This is a genomic window from Belnapia sp. (assembly GCF_059504005.1).
In genome coordinates this window covers 16,894-30,793 of sequence record NZ_JCACHU010000048.1, presented here as the reverse complement: position 1 = coordinate 30,793, position 13,900 = coordinate 16,894, and the positions used below count along the sequence as shown (strand labels likewise).

Here is a 13,900-nt window from a genome sequence, read left to right as displayed (position 1 = left end):
CTCCCGCCATGGACCGCCGCACCCTCCTGGCCTCCGGCCTCGCCATCCCCTCGCTTGGGACCCTCCTCCGGCCCGGCGGCGCCGCCGCCCAGCAAGGGCCGACCCGCAGCCACGCCCTCTCCCTGCTCGGCGACCCGGCGCTGCCCGCCGACTTCGCCCATTGGCCCTGGGTGAACCCGGAGGCGCCGAAGGGCGGCGAGATCGCGCTGACCGCCCTCGGCAGCTTCGACAGCTTCAACCCCTACATCCTGCGCGGCACGGCGGCGGTCGCCATCGGCAACCTCTACGACACGCTGCTGAAGGAGAGCTCGGACGAGGCCGGCACGGAGTACTGCCACATCGCCGCCGCCATCGAGCAGCCGGCCGACCGCATGGGCGTCAGCTTCGAGCTCCGCCCCGAGGCGCGCTTCCATGACGGCAGGCCGGTCACCGCCGAGGACGTGGTCTGGACCTTCAACACCCTCCGCCAGAGCGGCCGGCCCTTCTACCGCGCCTACTGGGCCGATGTGGCGGAGGTGGTGGCCGAGGGGCCCCGCCGCGTCACCTACCGCTTCAAGACGAACGAGAACCGCGAGCTGGCGCTGATCCTCGGCCAGATGCCGGTGCTGCCGAAGCATTGGTGGGAGGGGCGCGACTTCGCCCGGCCGCTGCTCGAGCCGCCGCTCGGCTCCGGCCCCTACCGGCTGGAGCGCTTCGAGAACGGCCGCAGCCTGGTCTACCGCCGCGTCCCCGACTACTGGGCGCGCAACCTGCCGACGGCGCGCGGTACCGCCAATTACGACGTGATGCGCTACGAGTATTTCCGCGACAGCACCGTGGCGCTGGAGGCCTTCAAGGCCGGGCAGATCGACTTCCGCACCGAGAACACCGCCAAGGACTGGGCGACGGCCTACGACTTCCCCGCCGTGCAGCGCGGCCTCGTCAAGCGCGAGGAGATCCGCCACGAGCTGCCGACCGGCATGCAGGCCTTCGCCGTGAACCTGCGCCGGCCGCTCTTCCAGGATGCCCGCGTTCGCCGCGCGCTGATCGAGGTCTTCGACTTCGAGTGGATGAACGCCAACCTCTTCTACGGCAGCTACACGCGGACGACCTCCTACTTCTCCAACTCCGAGCTCGCCTCCTCCGGCCTGCCGGAGGGGCGGGAGCTCGCCATCCTGCAGGGCTTCAAGGGCCGGGTGCCCGACCGCCTCTTCACCGAGCCCTACAGGCTGCCCGTCACCGACGGCTCCGGCAACAACCGCGACGGGCTGCGCCGCGCCCTCGACCTGCTGCGCCAGGCCGGGTGGACGGTGCGCGACCGCAAGCTGGTTAATGCCGAGGGCCAGAACTTCGCCTTCGAGATCCTGCTGAACGGGCCGAGCTTCGAGCGTGTGGCGCTGCCCTATGTGCAGACCCTCCAGCGCCTCGGGATGGAGCCGCGCGTCCGCACCATCGACCCGGCGCAGTACCAGGTGCGGATCGACGCCTTCGACTACGACATGACGGTGGACAGCCAGGGCCAGTCCCTCTCCCCCGGCAACGAGCAGCGCGACTACTGGACCAGCGCCAAGGCCCAGGAGAACGGCAGCCAGAACGTCGCCGGCATCGCCAACCCGGTGGTCGACGAGCTGGTGGAGATGGTCATCGCGGCACCCGACCGCGCCGAGCTGGTCGCCCGCACCCGCGCCCTCGACCGGGTGCTGTTGTGGAACGACTACATGATCCCGCACTGGCACAGCCGCACCTTCCGCGTGGCCTATTGGGACAAGCTCGGCCGCCCGCCGCGCAACCCGAAATACGCCCTGGCCATCGACAGCTGGTGGATCGAGCGCGGGCGCGAGGGCACGATCGAGCAGGGCAAGCGCGAGGCGAAGCCGCAATAGCATGGGCGCCTACCTCCTCCGCCGCCTGGCGCTGGTGGTGCCGACGCTGCTCGGCATCATTCTGATCAATTTCGCCGTGGTGCAGTTCGCCCCCGGCGGCCCGGTCGACCAGATGCTGGCGGAGCTGAAGGGACAGGGCGGCAGCACCCTCGGCCGCCTCTCCGGCGAGGGCCAGGGCGAGACCACCCGCCCGCCGGCCAACCAGGGCTCCAACGAGGCCAGCCGCTACCGCGGCGCCCGCGGCCTCGACCCGGCGGTGGTGCAGGAGATCGAGCGCGCCTTCGGCTTCGACAAGCCCTGGCCGCAGCGGCTCGGCGAGATGCTGGCGGGCTATGCCCGCTTCGACCTCGGCCGCAGCCTGTTCCAGGACAGGCCGGTGACGCAGCTGATCCTTGAGAAGCTGCCCGTCTCCATCTCGCTCGGCCTGTGGTCCACGCTGATCATCTACCTCGTCTCCATTCCTCTCGGCATCCGCAAGGCGGTGCGCGACGGCACGCGCTTCGACCTGGCCAGCAGCGCGGTGGTGCTGGTCGGCTATGCGATCCCGAGCTTCCTCTTTGCCATCCTGCTGGTGGTGCTCTTCGCGGGGGGCAGCTTCGTGCAGTGGTTCCCGCTGCGCGGGCTGCTGTCCTCGGGCCTGCAGGACGCTCCCTTCCTGACGCGCGCGGCGGACTATGCCTGGCACATGGTGCTGCCGACCATCGCCCTCGTCATCGGCGGCTTCGCCGGGCTCACCATGCTGACCAAGAACTCCTTCATGGAGGAGATCGGCAAGCAGTACGTGGTGACGGCCCGCGCCAAGGGTGCGGGGGAGAGGCGGGTGCTCTACGGCCATGTCTTCCGCAACGCGATGCTGCTGATCATCGCCGGCTTCCCTGCGGCCTTCATCGGCATCCTCTTCACCGGGGCGCTGCTGGTCGAGATCATCTTCTCGCTCGACGGGCTCGGCCTGCTCGGCTTCGAGGCGGCGATCCGGCGCGACTACCCGATCATGTTCGGCACGCTCTACGTCTTCACCCTGCTCGGGCTGGTGATGCAGATCGTCGGCGACTTCACCTACACGCTGGTCGACCCGCGGATCGACTTCGCCGCGCGGCGCTAGAGCGAACCCCGATCGGGTGGAATCACCTGGTCGGAGGTATGTGCCAGACTGAACAACCCGCTCCGGGGCTCAGCCGAACACGAAGTCACCCGCCCAGAGCGCGGACCGGGCGATGCCGGCCAAGGTGAAGCTGTCGCCCTGGCCGAGGTCGATCACTGCCCCGCCGGGCCGGTCCGTCGTCGCCGCCAGCACCGCGGCGAAGCTGGCGAGGCCGGCGATGCGAGCCCGGTCCACCCCCGGCGTGAAGTCGCCGATCCAGTCCGCCCCGCCTCCCGCGCCGAAGAGGAAGAGGTCCGCCCCCGTCCCGCCGAACAGCACGTCATTCCCCCCGCCGCCATCGAGCGTGTCGTTTCCGGCGCCGCCGAGCAGCCAGTTCGCCAGGGCATTGCCCGTGATGGCATTGCCGAGTTCGTTGCCCTGGCCGATGCGCGTCGTCCCCAGCAGCACCAGGTTCTCGACATTGGCCGGCAGGGTGTAGGTGCCGCCCGGGATGGCGGCGAGGACGGTATCGATCCCGCCGCCCGGCGCCTCCACCACCACATCCGCAAGGCTGTCGACCCGGTAGGTGTCATGGCCGGCACCACCGGCCATCCAGTCCATTTCGCCGAGGCCGGAGGCGCCGTCCAGCAGGTCGTTCCCGTCGCCGCCCAGCAGGCGGTCCGTCCCGCCGCCGCCGACCAGCGTATCATCCCCGCCGCCGCCGAGGAGGAGGTTCGGCCCGTCATTCCCGACCAGCAGGTTGGCCAGCTCGTTGCCGGTGCCCCGCAGCGCCCCGGGCGCCAGCACCAGCACCTCGACATTGGCCGGCAGGACGTAGTCGACGCTGGCGATGTCCGTATCGCTCCCCTCGCCCGGCTCCTCCACCACGCGGTCCCCGACATCGTCGACATGGTAGAGATCGTGGCCCGCACCGCCGACGAGCCGGTCCGGCCCCAACCCGCCATCGAGCGTATCGTCCCCGGCGCCGCCGGCGAGCGTATCGGCCCCCACGCCGCCGGCCAGCCGGTCCGCGCCGGCCCCGCCGATGACGTCCAGCCGTTCGATGCCGCACAGCAGGGTCGTGCGGCTGCCATCGGTGACGCTGCCCGCGCCGAGGACGATGCCGACCAGGCCGGCGCTGCGGTCGATCCGGGCGAGGTCGTCGCCGTCGCCGCCATCCAGCACCACGTCCCAGTCGGTGGACACCAGCGTATCGTCGCCGAGCCCGCCCAGCAGGCTGTTGCGGCCGCCCATGCCGTGGAGCAGGTCGGCGCCGGCCCCGCCGATCAGCGTATCGTCGCCGCCGCCGCCGGTGAGCGTATCGTTGCCGTCCCCGCCATTCAGCAGGCCAGGGCCGTCGCCGCCCGCGAGCCGGTCCGCCCAGGCCCCGCCGGTGACGACCAACCGCTCGATCCCGCGCAGCAGGGTGGTCCGCAGGCCATCCGTCAGGATGCCCGCCGCCATGTCGAGGACGAGGTCGGCGGCGGCGGCGCTGCGGTCGAGCAGCGCGAGGTCGGTGCCGTCGCCCCCGTCCAGCACAGCATCCCAATCCGCGGAGACGAGGGTATCGTCGCCGAGGCCGCCGGCCAAGCTGTCCCGCCCGGCCTGGCCATCGAGCCAGTCGTTGCCGTCATCGCCCCGCAGCGTATCGTCGCCGGCGCCGCCGAGCAGCGTATCCGCGCCAAGGCCCCCGCCCAGCAGGTCGGCTTCGTCGCCGCCGTCGACCCGGTCCGCGCCGGCGCCGCCGAGCAGGGTATCCGCCCCCGCGCCGCCGAGCAGCGTATCGTCGCCCCCCTGGCCGGCGATGAGGTCATTGCCGTCGCCGCCGTCGATCCGGTCGCCGCTGCCGGTGCCGGACAGCGTATCCTCCCCCGCCCCGCCGTTCAGCGTCGCCGCCTGCTGGCCCGCCGACAGCAGCACGTCGTTGCCGGTAGAGCCGTTGATCTCCTCCATGCCGAGCATCGCCCCGGGCAGGGCGCGCAGGTCGAGCAGCATGCCGAGGGCGCCGGCGCTCCAGCGGTCATAGCCGGCGCCGCCATCCATGCTGTCCGCCACGGTGGCGATGCCTGCGAGGGCGATGGCGCGCGGCGACGCCTCGCCGGTGTCGAGCAGCAGGGTGCCGGTGAAGCGGCCATCGGCCTCGCCGACGACGAGATCGTCGCCGTCGCCGCCGAGCAACCGGTCGGCGCCCGGCCCGCCGACGAGGACGTCGTTCCCCGGCTCGCCCCACAGCACGTCGTCGCCGCTGCCGCCGTAGAGCGTATCCGCCCCGTCGCCGCCCCGGAGCGTGTCCTGGCCGGAGCCGCCGTCGAGCGCATTGGCGCCGCCGTTGCCGACCAGCAGGTTGTCGAGCTCGTTGCCCCAGCCATTGGCGCTGCCGGCGGCCTCGGCCAGCACCAGGACCTCGACATGGGCGGGCAGCGTCCAGGCCGCCGCGGCGATGATCGTGTCCTCCCCCTCGCCCGGCGCCTCGATCACCTGGTCGCCGGGGCCGACCCGGTAGAGGTCGTTGCCCGGCCCGCCGATCAGCGTATCGGCCCCCGCCCCGCCGGCGATGGTGTCGTCGAAGGCGGAGCCGCGGATGAGGCTGATGGCGACGAGCCGGTCCGTCCCGCCCCAGCCATCCCGCACCGTGCCGGCGCCGAGGTCGGCGTCGATGCCGGCCGGGTCGCCGGCGTAGTCCGCGCCGGCCCAGCTGCCGCTCCCGGGCGCCCGCAGCGTGTGGTTGCCGGCGAGGCCGCGCATCCAGGTATAGGTGCCGATGGCGATCCCGGTCAGGTCGTCGCCGAGCGGGGAGCCCCAGACCGAAGTGATGCCGCGCAGCACATCGGCCCCGCCCCACTGGTCGGTGGCGGTGCCCGTGCCGAGGTCGACGGTGACGCCCCGCTCCGCTAGCCCGCCCGTCTCGTAGCTGACGGTATCGAGCCCGCCGCCGCCATCGATGGTGTCGTTGCCCGGCCCGCCGCTGAACCGCTCGTCCGCCGCCGAGCCATGGATGCTGTCGTCGCCCGGCCCGGCGGTGATGACCTTGATCGAGGTCAGCCGGTCCGTCCCCCCGGCTGCAGCACATAGGGGCCGAGGAGGAAGCCGCCGACCAGGCGCGGCGTGAGCTCGACGGTGATGGCCCCGTCGCCGGCATAGCGCCACTCATCCTGCCCGGCGCGGCCGCCGAAGCTCTTGTTGCCGTCCCGTCCGGAGAGGAAGACGTCGTCCCAGGCCGAGCCCAGCACCGTGTCGCCATGGACCGAGAGCGCCGCGACCCTGCGGATGTTCACCAGCGTGTCGATGCTGCCCCAGCCATCCTGCGCCGTGCCACCCTGGAGGTCGATGAGCGCCGCCGCCGGGCTCGCCCCGTAGGAGACCTGCACCGCCGTGGTACCGTTGCCGATGATCCGGTCTGCCCCCGCCCGCCCCTCGAGGCTGAGGGCGAAGAACCCGGCCGCGGCGCCGCTGCCGTCCAGCGTGTCGTCGCCCGCGGTGCCGGCGATCACCTGGATGTCGGTGAAGCGGTCCACCCCGCCGCCCGGCTTCGCCACCGTGCCCGCGGCATAGCCGGCGAGGGTCACGGCGACCGGGCCGGCGAGGCCGGCATAGCTCAGCGCATTCCCCGCCCCCGCCCCGCCGGCGATGCGGTCATTGCCGGGGCTGCCGAGGAAGGTCTCGGCCAGGCTGCCGCCCCGCAGGCTGTCATCCCCGACCGTCCCGGCGATGACGAAGCCGCCGCCCAGGGTGAGGAAGGTGCCGTCGATGAAGTCAGCCACCCCGAGCGAGGCGACGCCGTCCAGCCGCACGGCGAGGTCCGTCGCATCCAGCCGCCCGTTGCGGTCGAGGTCGAGGACCAGCCAGCCGCCGCCGTCCCGCCCGGCCAGCCAATGGGCCTGGTAGGCATCGAGCCGCTGCGCCGGCAGCGCCATCCCGGCGACCGGCGCCGCGATGAGCGCGCCGGTGCTGCCGCTGAAGACCAACGGCCGGGCGATGCCGTCCGTCCCGGTATAGGTCCCGGCATCCGCCCCGCCGCCATCCGCCCGGCCGAACCAGGCATTGCTGATGCGAAGCCGGTCGCCCGCCGCGCGGCCGAAGCCGATGACCGTGTCCATCGCCCCGAGGCCGGACCAGCTCGCCTGCCCCATGCCCTGGAGCAGCAGCGTATCGGCCCCCAGCCCGCCCTCGAGCCGGTCGGCGCCGAAGCCGCCCTGCAGGTTGTCGTTCCCGTCGCCGCCCTGCAGCCAATCGTCGCCGGCGCCGCCGAGCAGCAGGTCATCCCCGGCGCCGCCGATCAGCCGGTCATCGCCGCACCCGCCGTCGAGCACGTCGGTCCCGGCGCCGCCGTCGAGCGTATCCTCGCCCTCGCCGCCGACCAGGCTGTCGAAGCCGGCGCCGCCGACGAGGCTGTCGAAGCCGGCGCCGCCGACGAGGCTGTCGAAGCCGGCGCCGCCGACGAGGCTGTCATTCCCGTCGCCGCCGATGAGGGTGTCGTCCCCGTCGAGGCCGAGCAGCGTATCCGCGCCGGCGAAGCCGAGGATCCGGTCCGCCCCGGCGGTGCCGGCCAGGCTGTCCGCCCCGGCGGTCCCGAGGAGGGAGAAGGTGCCGGCGACGAAGCTCCCGGCGCCGATCGCCTGGCCCGTCGGCAGGTCGAACCGCACCACGAGGTCGGCACTGCCGAGCAGCCCGTCCCGGTCGAGGTCGAGCAGCAGCCAGCCGCCCCCCGAGAGCCCCGGCTGCCAGTAGAGGGTGAGGCCCTGCCCCCCCCGTCGCATCCGGCAGCGCCATGCCGGCGGCCGGCGCCGCCCGCGCGGCCAGCGCCCCGCCGAAGCCGACCGGCAGGGCCGCCCCGCCGGAGAGGTCGAAGCTGCCGGTGGCCAGCGGCAGCAGACCGGTGCCGATCGCCTCGCCCCGCAGGACCAGCAGGTCGCCCTCGGCGGCGTTGAAGTCGGTGATGCGGTCGGTGGCGGCGAGGCTGCTGTCGAGCCCGCCGCTGCCCTGCAGGATGAAGCGGTCCGCCCCCGCCCTGCCCGTCAGCGCATCGGCCCCGGCGCCGCCGAGCAGCGTATCCGCCCCGGCGCCGCCGACCAGCGTATCCGCCCCGGCGCCGCCGACCAGCGTATCCGCCCCGGCCAGGCCCTGCAGCGCGTCGTTTCCTGCGCCGCCGACCAGGCTGTCGTCGCCCGCGCCGCCGACCAGCCCATCATCCCCGCTTCCCGAGAGGAAGGTGAGGTTCTCCACCCCCGTCACCAGGGTGCCGGCGATCTGGCTGACCAGCCCCGGCGCCAGCATGTAGAAGCCGATGGCCGCCGTGCTGGCCGAGCGGTCGATCACCGCCCGGTCATTGCCCGGCCCGCCATCGAGCGTGTCGTTCCCCGCGCCGCCGACCAGCGTATCGTCGCCGCCGAGGCCGGAGAGGCTGTTGCCCCCGTCCGTCCCCTGCAGCAGGTCGGCGCCCGCGGTGCCGGTGAGCGTGGCCATGGACCCCCTCGCCGGCCCGCCGCGGATCGGCGCGGCCGGTAGGGCGGCTCTACCCGCTTCCCGCTTAAGAAACCCTCTACTTCAGCGGAAAGCCGCGGTCCCGGAGTGCCGCCACCAGCCGGTCCCGCCCCGCCATCGCCTTGAGCTTCGCCAGCCGGCCGATGACGCGCCCGGTCCAGCCCTCCGGCCCCATGCCATGGCGGGCGGAGAAGTCACCGAGCACCGCGTCGTATCCGGCCCGCAGCGCCGCCTCGCCCTCGGTCGCATAGCGCTCCCGGTGCAGCACGGCTGCCTGCGGCAGGCGCGGCTTCACCGCACCCGGCTCGGCGGCATAGCCCACGCAAAGCCCGAAGACCCCGACCGCCCCCGGCGGCAGGCCGAGCAGCCCGGCCACGCGCTGCACGTCGTTCCGCAGCGCGCCGATATAGACGGTCGACAGGCCGAGCGACTCCGCCGCCACCACCGCATTCTGCGCGGCGAGCGCCGCATCGACCGCGGCCACGAGGAAGCTCTCGAGATAGGGCAGCGCCTCGAGCGCAACCCCCTGCGCCTCGCCCAGCCGGGCATTGCGAGAGAGGTCGGCCAGCCAGACGAGGAAGAGCGGACATTGTCGGATATGCCGCTGCCCGCCCGCCAGCTCGGCCAGCGCGGCCCTGGTTTCTGGGTCCTGCACCGCGACCACCGACCAGGTCTGCAGGTTGGAAGAGGTCGCGGCCGAGGCGGCGGCGGCCACTAGCGTCTCGAGCGTCCCCTCCGGCAGCGGGTCGGGCCGGTAGGCGCGGACCGAGCGATGGCCGAGCATGCCGGCAATGGTCTCGTTCCAGGGTCCGGCAGGCGGGATGGCATCGCGGCCGTAGCGGGCCGCGAGCGCCTCCGCCTTGCCGGCGGTGGCGGGGGTGAGGCTGTCCATGGGCGGTCTCCGTTTCGCAGCCAGGGTAGCCGCGGCGGCCCCGGCGGCAAGCCCGGCTCAGACCAGGCCGAGCCGCTTCGCCAGCTCCCGGTACAGCGCCACCTGCGCCCGCACGTAGTCCAGCGTCTCCTCCGGCGCGAGCAGCCGGGGGATGGAGCCGACGCGGCGGGTCGCCGCCATCCAGTCCCGGTCCTGCCGCAGCCGGGCGAGCGTCGCGGTCCAGGCCTTCACCACCCCCTCCGGCAGGCCCGGCGGGCCGAAGAGCGCGTTCCATCCGGCGATGCGGGCCAGCGGCTCCACCTCCGCCTCGCGCGCGGTCGGCACGCCGGGCAGGCTCGGCAGCCGCTCCGCCGTGCCGACCACCAGGGCGCGGAGCTGCCGGTCGGCCACCGCCCCGGCCATGTCGCTCAGGTTGTTGCCGATGAACTGCGCCTGCCCGCCGAGCACCGCCGCCACCGCCTCCGCCCCGCCGCGGAAGGGGATGGCGACGCCCGCATCGATCGGCAGGCCGAGGCTGGCGAAGAGGTGCCGCACCCCGAGGTCGAGCAGCGTCGCCGGCCCGGTCGTCGAGAAATTCAGCCGGCCCGGCGCCTCGCGCAGCGCCGTGGCGAGGTCGCCGAGCGTCCGCCACGGCGCGTCGGCGCGCACGCAGACGACGAAGGGGTTCTCGTCCAGCAGGCCGAGCATGGTGAACTCGTCCCAGGCATAGGGCGTACGCGGGTCGGTCGCCGGCAGGATGGCGGAGGAGCCGGTGCGGGCCAGCAGCAGGGTATGCCCATCCGGCTTGGCCCGCGCCACGAAGCCGGTGCCGACCGCGCCCGAGGCGCCGGTGCGGTTCTCCACCACCAGCCCGGCCTGCGGGTTCGGCAGGGTGCGCGGGGCATGGGCGGCCAGCGTCCTCGCCGCGATATCGGCCGCGCCGCCGGCGGAGAAGGGCACCACGACCGTCACCGGCCGCTCCGGATAGGCGGCCTCCGCCCGGGCGGGCGGGGTGAGGAGGGCAAGGCCCGCGGCGAGGCTGCGGCGCGTGAGCTGCGGCATGGTCGGTGTCTCCCGGCGGCGGAGCCTCGTGCGGAAATGGGGCAGCCTCGCGGCCGGCGAAGCCCGGGGCCGATCACGCCATGTTGCGCAATCCTTCCGGCCCATGCTAACGCCGAGGCATGACGTCCGCGAACGGCACGCCGGCAGGCAACTCCCGGCGACCCTCAGCGGCGTTCCCGCACGGTGTGCGGGGCGCCCTCCCTTCAGGGAAAAACCGCATGGCAGGGGCCTTGCGGCGGGCCGGCATTGCCTTGGCGCTGGTGCTGGCCGCGGCTCCGCCCGGCGGCGCCCTGGCCGGCCCGGCGCGGCGGCCCGCCGAAGCGGCGCCCCGCCTGCCCGATGCGCCGCAGGAACTCATCCCGCCCGCCGTGGCGACGGCCCTGCCGAGCTCCCCCCGCGCCGCCTGCCTCGCCGCGGCCCGCCGGGCCGAGCGGGTGCACGGCCTGCCGCAGGGCCTGCTGGTGGCCGTGGCCCTGTCCGAGAGCGGGCTGCACGCCCATGCGCTGAGCATCGGCGGCCGCGCCTATTTCCCGGACGACCTGCCGACCGCGCGCCGCATGCTGACCCAGGCGCCGGCCGGGCACAGCGTCATGGCCGGCTGCGTGCAGGTGAATGCCCGGGTGCATGCGCGCGGCGCCGACTGGCCGCTCGACCCGGTGCGGGCGACCGACTGGGCCGGCGGCCTGCTGCGCCGCTGGTACACCGAGACCGGCCGCTGGGAGGAGGCGATCCGCCGCTGGCATGGCGGCTCTCCCGCCTCCTCGCAGCGCGTGGTCTGCCGGGTGCGGGCCAAGCTCGAGGTGACCGCCCCCGGCTCCGCCTTGCTGCGGGGCCAGCCCTGCCGGGAGACGGATACGCTGCAGGCCCGCCGCAACGGCGCGACCCTGCTCGAAGTCGCCGAGATGCAGGACAGCGCCAACTGAGCGCCTGATTCTGCCAGCGCACATCCTAGAACGGGATCAATCTTCGCCCGGCCGTGATATCGCGGCTGAATCAATGCATGCGTGCCGCATGCGAAATATCAAGATCAAGATGGATTTATCTCGGCATCAATACTGAGGGCCAGGCGCGCAATGTTTGCGGCCGGCAAGGCGCTGCCGAGGTTTCCCTCATTCCGTTCCAATACGACTTATGCGCGACAAGCGCATTTTCGTGCGCCGTGTCACGCGCTCGTCACAGCGGGACCGGGCAACGCAGGCATCGGTCGGGGCTTCGGGTAAGGGGGCAAGGAATCCACCGATGCATGGTCACAGATCTGTTTTGCTGGTTGTCGAAGACGATTTCCTGGTCCGTCTGACGCTCGTCGACGCCCTCGGCGATATGGGCTTCGAGGTGCTGGAGGCGGAGGATGCCAGGGCCGCGCTGTCGCTGCTCTGCGACCATCCGGAAATCGACCTCATGCTAACTGACATCAACCTGCCCGGCGGGTCGGACGGCTTCGCCCTGGCCCGCGCCGCGCGCGTGATCCGCACCGGGCTGCCGATCATCTATGCCTCGGGCCGCTACAACCGGGCGGAGCCGCAGCAGCAGGTGGCCGGCTCTCGCTTCATCGCCAAGCCCTTCACGCCGACGCTGGCCGTCGCCGTCATCTCCGACCTGCTGCGCGGCGAGGGGCTGCAAGGCCAGTATCGGCCCGAACAGATCGGGACGGACCGCCGCATCTGAGGGCGGTCCCTCGCTGATGCCGAGGTGCCGCAGGCCTCGCCCTCAGGCTGGCAGCCCCCATCCCCGGTAGCCTGCCCCTCCGCTCCGTCCTCAGGCGAGGCCCGCGGATGGCGGGGGCAGGAAACCGGGCGCGCCTCAGTTCACCGCACGGTCCACCGAGCGGCCCAGCCGCTCCACCGGGCCCCGCGGCGGGTCCACCGTATCGCGCACACGCTCCCCGACACGGTCGAGGCTCCGACCCGCGCGCTCGCCCGGGCCTTCCCTATTGCAGGCGGCCAGGGTCATGGTCAGCAGGGCGGGGATCAGCAGCAGGCGAAGCAGCGTGTTCATGCAATCCTCTGTCACGATGGCGGTCGTTGCTTCATCGCCGGGGCGGCACGAAAGTTCATCGGGGAGGGGAGAATGCTGGGTCTGACCGGAAAGGTCGCCATCGTCACCGGCGCGGGCTCGGTCGGGCCCGGCTGGGGCAACGGCAAGGCAACGGCCGCGCTGCTGGCCCGCCGGGGCGCCCGGGTCTTCGCCATCGATGTCGTGCCGGAGGCCGTCGGCGACACCGCCTCGATCATCGCCGGCGAGGGCGGCACCTGCACCGCCCATGTCTGCGACATGCTGGACGCCGCGGCGGTGGAGGCCGCCATCGGCGCCTGCCTCGCGGCCCATGGCCGCATCGACATCCTGGTGAACAATGTCGGCGGCTCGGCGCCCGGCGGGCCGGTCGACATGCCGGAGGAGGTTTGGGACCGGCAGATCGACTTCAACCTGAAGACGGCCTTCCTCGGCTGCAAATACGCGATCCCGGCCATGGAGGCCGCGGGCGGCGGGGCGATCGTCAACATCTCCTCCGTCGCGGCCCTGCGCATGTCGGCGGGGCGGCCGCACAGCGCCTATTCGGCGAGCAAGGCCGGGATCATCGCCTTCTCGAAATCCGTCGCCATGGCCCATGCGCGCCGGGGCATCCGCTGCAACACGGTGATCCCTGGGCTGATGCACACGCCGCTGGTGGAGCACCGCCTGGTGCGCCAGCTCGGCGCCAACGATGCCGAGGCGCTGATCGCCCGGCGCCATGCCAGCGTGCCGGTCGGGCATATGGGCAGCGGCTGGGACGTCGCCCATGCCGTGCTCTTCCTCGTCTCGGAGGAGGCGAGGTACGTCACCGGGGCGGAGCTTGCGGTCGATGGCGGCTTCACCGCCGCCGGGCCGGTGTAGCCCTTACGGCCGCAGCGCCTCCGCCGGCGACCAGCCACGCTCCAGCCGCTTGCAGAGCCGGCGGTAGTCGATGCCGGTCGCGGCGGCGGCGGCGGAGAGGCTGACCATGCGCCCGCGATAGGGGATGAAGTGCCGCGGCGTGCCGCGCCGCGGCGGCGAACGCTCCCAGGCGCAATTCGCCGGGGAGAAGCCGCGCGCCTCGTTCAGCCGCACCAGCCGGTGGTCCGGGCTCGGCCGCTTGCCGAGATCCTCGAGGAAGGCGGCATAGCCGCGCCCGCCGCCGGCCTGCCAGCGGCGGCAGACCGAGGCCTCCTGCTGCCGGTGCAGCAGCGCCTGCCAGACATGGTATTCCGGCGCCACCCGGCCGCCGGCCTTGCCGCCGTGGCGGAACTGCCGCTCGCGGGAGGCGTCGTCGCGCAGACAGCCGCAGCTCAGCGTCGTGCCGGCCTTCAGCCGGTCCTCCCGCACGGTCGCGCTGCCGCCGCATTCGCAATCGCAGAGCCAGCGGCGCCGCGCGAAGCGGCCGCGCCAGAAATAGGGGCTGTCCTCATGCGATACCACGAGGCGGCCAAAGCGAAGACCGCTGCGGATCGTACCAGTCGCCATGCGTGCGTTTCCTGTCGAACTCACTTGTGACGATCTTGGGACAGAGGCGGCAAAAACACCCCTCAC

At 73.1% G+C, this 13,900-nt stretch carries 11 protein-coding genes and 2 pseudogenes; 5 read left to right on the top strand and 8 right to left on the bottom strand.

Annotated features, from left to right (window positions below):
* Positions 1-8 precede the first annotated feature (8 nt).
* Both AC5JJ1_RS07700 and AC5JJ1_RS07695 read left to right on the top strand, forming a co-directional pair.
* The gene (locus AC5JJ1_RS07700; protein WP_495784523.1) at positions 9-1,862 is read left to right on the top strand and encodes an extracellular solute-binding protein; all 1,854 of its coding nucleotides are present in this window, start codon (positions 9-11) and stop codon (positions 1,860-1,862) included.
* Position 1,863: 1 nt separating this feature from the next.
* Complete coding sequence (locus AC5JJ1_RS07695) at positions 1,864-2,964, top strand: microcin C ABC transporter permease YejB (protein WP_495784522.1); 1,101 nt, start codon at positions 1,864-1,866, stop codon at positions 2,962-2,964.
* A gap of 69 nt (positions 2,965-3,033) precedes the next feature.
* Here the strand turns inward: AC5JJ1_RS07695 and AC5JJ1_RS07690 are convergent.
* The 6 genes and pseudogenes from AC5JJ1_RS07690 to AC5JJ1_RS07665 form a co-directional block, all read right to left on the bottom strand.
* Positions 3,034-3,345, bottom strand: a pseudogene (locus AC5JJ1_RS07690) (hypothetical protein); the annotation flags it as partial.
* Positions 3,346-3,585: 240 nt separating this feature from the next.
* Positions 3,586-6,090 (bottom strand): annotated as a pseudogene (locus tag AC5JJ1_RS07685) (calcium-binding protein); the annotation flags it as partial.
* A complete protein-coding gene (locus AC5JJ1_RS07680; protein ID WP_495784661.1) occupies positions 5,982-7,466 on the bottom strand; it encodes a hypothetical protein in 1,485 nt (494 codons plus the stop codon). The pseudogene AC5JJ1_RS07685 and the gene AC5JJ1_RS07680, both read right to left, overlap by 109 nt.
* Complete coding sequence (locus AC5JJ1_RS07675; RefSeq protein WP_495784521.1) at positions 7,390-8,406, bottom strand: calcium-binding protein; 1,017 nt, start codon at positions 8,404-8,406, stop codon at positions 7,390-7,392. Before AC5JJ1_RS07675 ends, AC5JJ1_RS07680 begins: the two co-directional genes overlap by 77 nt.
* 76 nt (positions 8,407-8,482) lie before the next feature.
* Positions 8,483-9,316: an NADPH-dependent oxidoreductase gene (locus tag AC5JJ1_RS07670; RefSeq protein ID WP_495784520.1), complete on the bottom strand. Its 834-nt coding sequence runs from the start codon at positions 9,314-9,316 to the stop codon at positions 8,483-8,485.
* 57 nt (positions 9,317-9,373) lie between these two features.
* A complete protein-coding gene (locus AC5JJ1_RS07665; RefSeq protein WP_495784519.1) occupies positions 9,374-10,357 on the bottom strand; it encodes a Bug family tripartite tricarboxylate transporter substrate binding protein in 984 nt (327 codons plus the stop codon).
* A 218-nt stretch (positions 10,358-10,575) separates the two neighbouring features.
* On the opposite strand from AC5JJ1_RS07665, the gene AC5JJ1_RS07660 reads away from it, so the two are divergent.
* A complete protein-coding gene (locus AC5JJ1_RS07660) occupies positions 10,576-11,280 on the top strand; it encodes a transglycosylase SLT domain-containing protein (RefSeq protein WP_495784518.1) in 705 nt (234 codons plus the stop codon).
* Positions 11,281-11,617: 337 nt separating this feature from the next.
* The gene (locus AC5JJ1_RS07655; RefSeq protein ID WP_495784517.1) at positions 11,618-12,022 is read left to right on the top strand and encodes a response regulator; all 405 of its coding nucleotides are present in this window, start codon (positions 11,618-11,620) and stop codon (positions 12,020-12,022) included.
* Between the two features lie 135 nt (positions 12,023-12,157).
* Here the strand turns inward: AC5JJ1_RS07655 and AC5JJ1_RS07650 are convergent, their stop codons facing one another.
* Entirely contained in the window at positions 12,158-12,352 is a 195-nt protein-coding gene (locus tag AC5JJ1_RS07650) for a hypothetical protein (RefSeq protein WP_495784516.1), read from the bottom strand.
* 72 nt (positions 12,353-12,424) lie between these two features.
* On the opposite strand from AC5JJ1_RS07650, the gene AC5JJ1_RS07645 reads away from it, so the two are divergent.
* The gene (locus AC5JJ1_RS07645) at positions 12,425-13,228 is read left to right on the top strand and encodes an SDR family NAD(P)-dependent oxidoreductase (RefSeq protein ID WP_495784515.1); all 804 of its coding nucleotides are present in this window, start codon (positions 12,425-12,427) and stop codon (positions 13,226-13,228) included.
* Positions 13,229-13,231: 3 nt separating this feature from the next.
* Here AC5JJ1_RS07645 and AC5JJ1_RS07640 read toward each other — a convergent pair whose 3' ends face one another.
* Entirely contained in the window at positions 13,232-13,834 is a 603-nt protein-coding gene (locus tag AC5JJ1_RS07640; RefSeq protein ID WP_495784514.1) for a hypothetical protein, read from the bottom strand.
* Between the last annotated feature and the right edge of the window lie 66 nt (positions 13,835-13,900).

Coding starts and splice junctions, on each gene's coding strand:
- AC5JJ1_RS07700 (WP_495784523.1), top strand. CDS start 9: ATGGACCGCCGCACCCTCCTGGCCTCCGGCCTCGCCATCCCCTCGCTT.
- AC5JJ1_RS07695 (WP_495784522.1), top strand. CDS start 1,864: ATGGGCGCCTACCTCCTCCGCCGCCTGGCGCTGGTGGTGCCGACGCTG.
- AC5JJ1_RS07675 (WP_495784521.1), bottom strand. CDS start 8,406: ATGGCCACGCTCACCGGCACCGCGGGCGCCGACCTGCTGCAGGGGACG.
- AC5JJ1_RS07670 (WP_495784520.1), bottom strand. CDS start 9,316: ATGGACAGCCTCACCCCCGCCACCGCCGGCAAGGCGGAGGCGCTCGCG.
- AC5JJ1_RS07665 (WP_495784519.1), bottom strand. CDS start 10,357: ATGCCGCAGCTCACGCGCCGCAGCCTCGCCGCGGGCCTTGCCCTCCTC.
- AC5JJ1_RS07660 (WP_495784518.1), top strand. CDS start 10,576: ATGGCAGGGGCCTTGCGGCGGGCCGGCATTGCCTTGGCGCTGGTGCTG.
- AC5JJ1_RS07650 (WP_495784516.1), bottom strand. CDS start 12,352: ATGAACACGCTGCTTCGCCTGCTGCTGATCCCCGCCCTGCTGACCATG.
- AC5JJ1_RS07645 (WP_495784515.1), top strand. CDS start 12,425: ATGCTGGGTCTGACCGGAAAGGTCGCCATCGTCACCGGCGCGGGCTCG.
- AC5JJ1_RS07640 (WP_495784514.1), bottom strand. CDS start 13,834: ATGGCGACTGGTACGATCCGCAGCGGTCTTCGCTTTGGCCGCCTCGTG.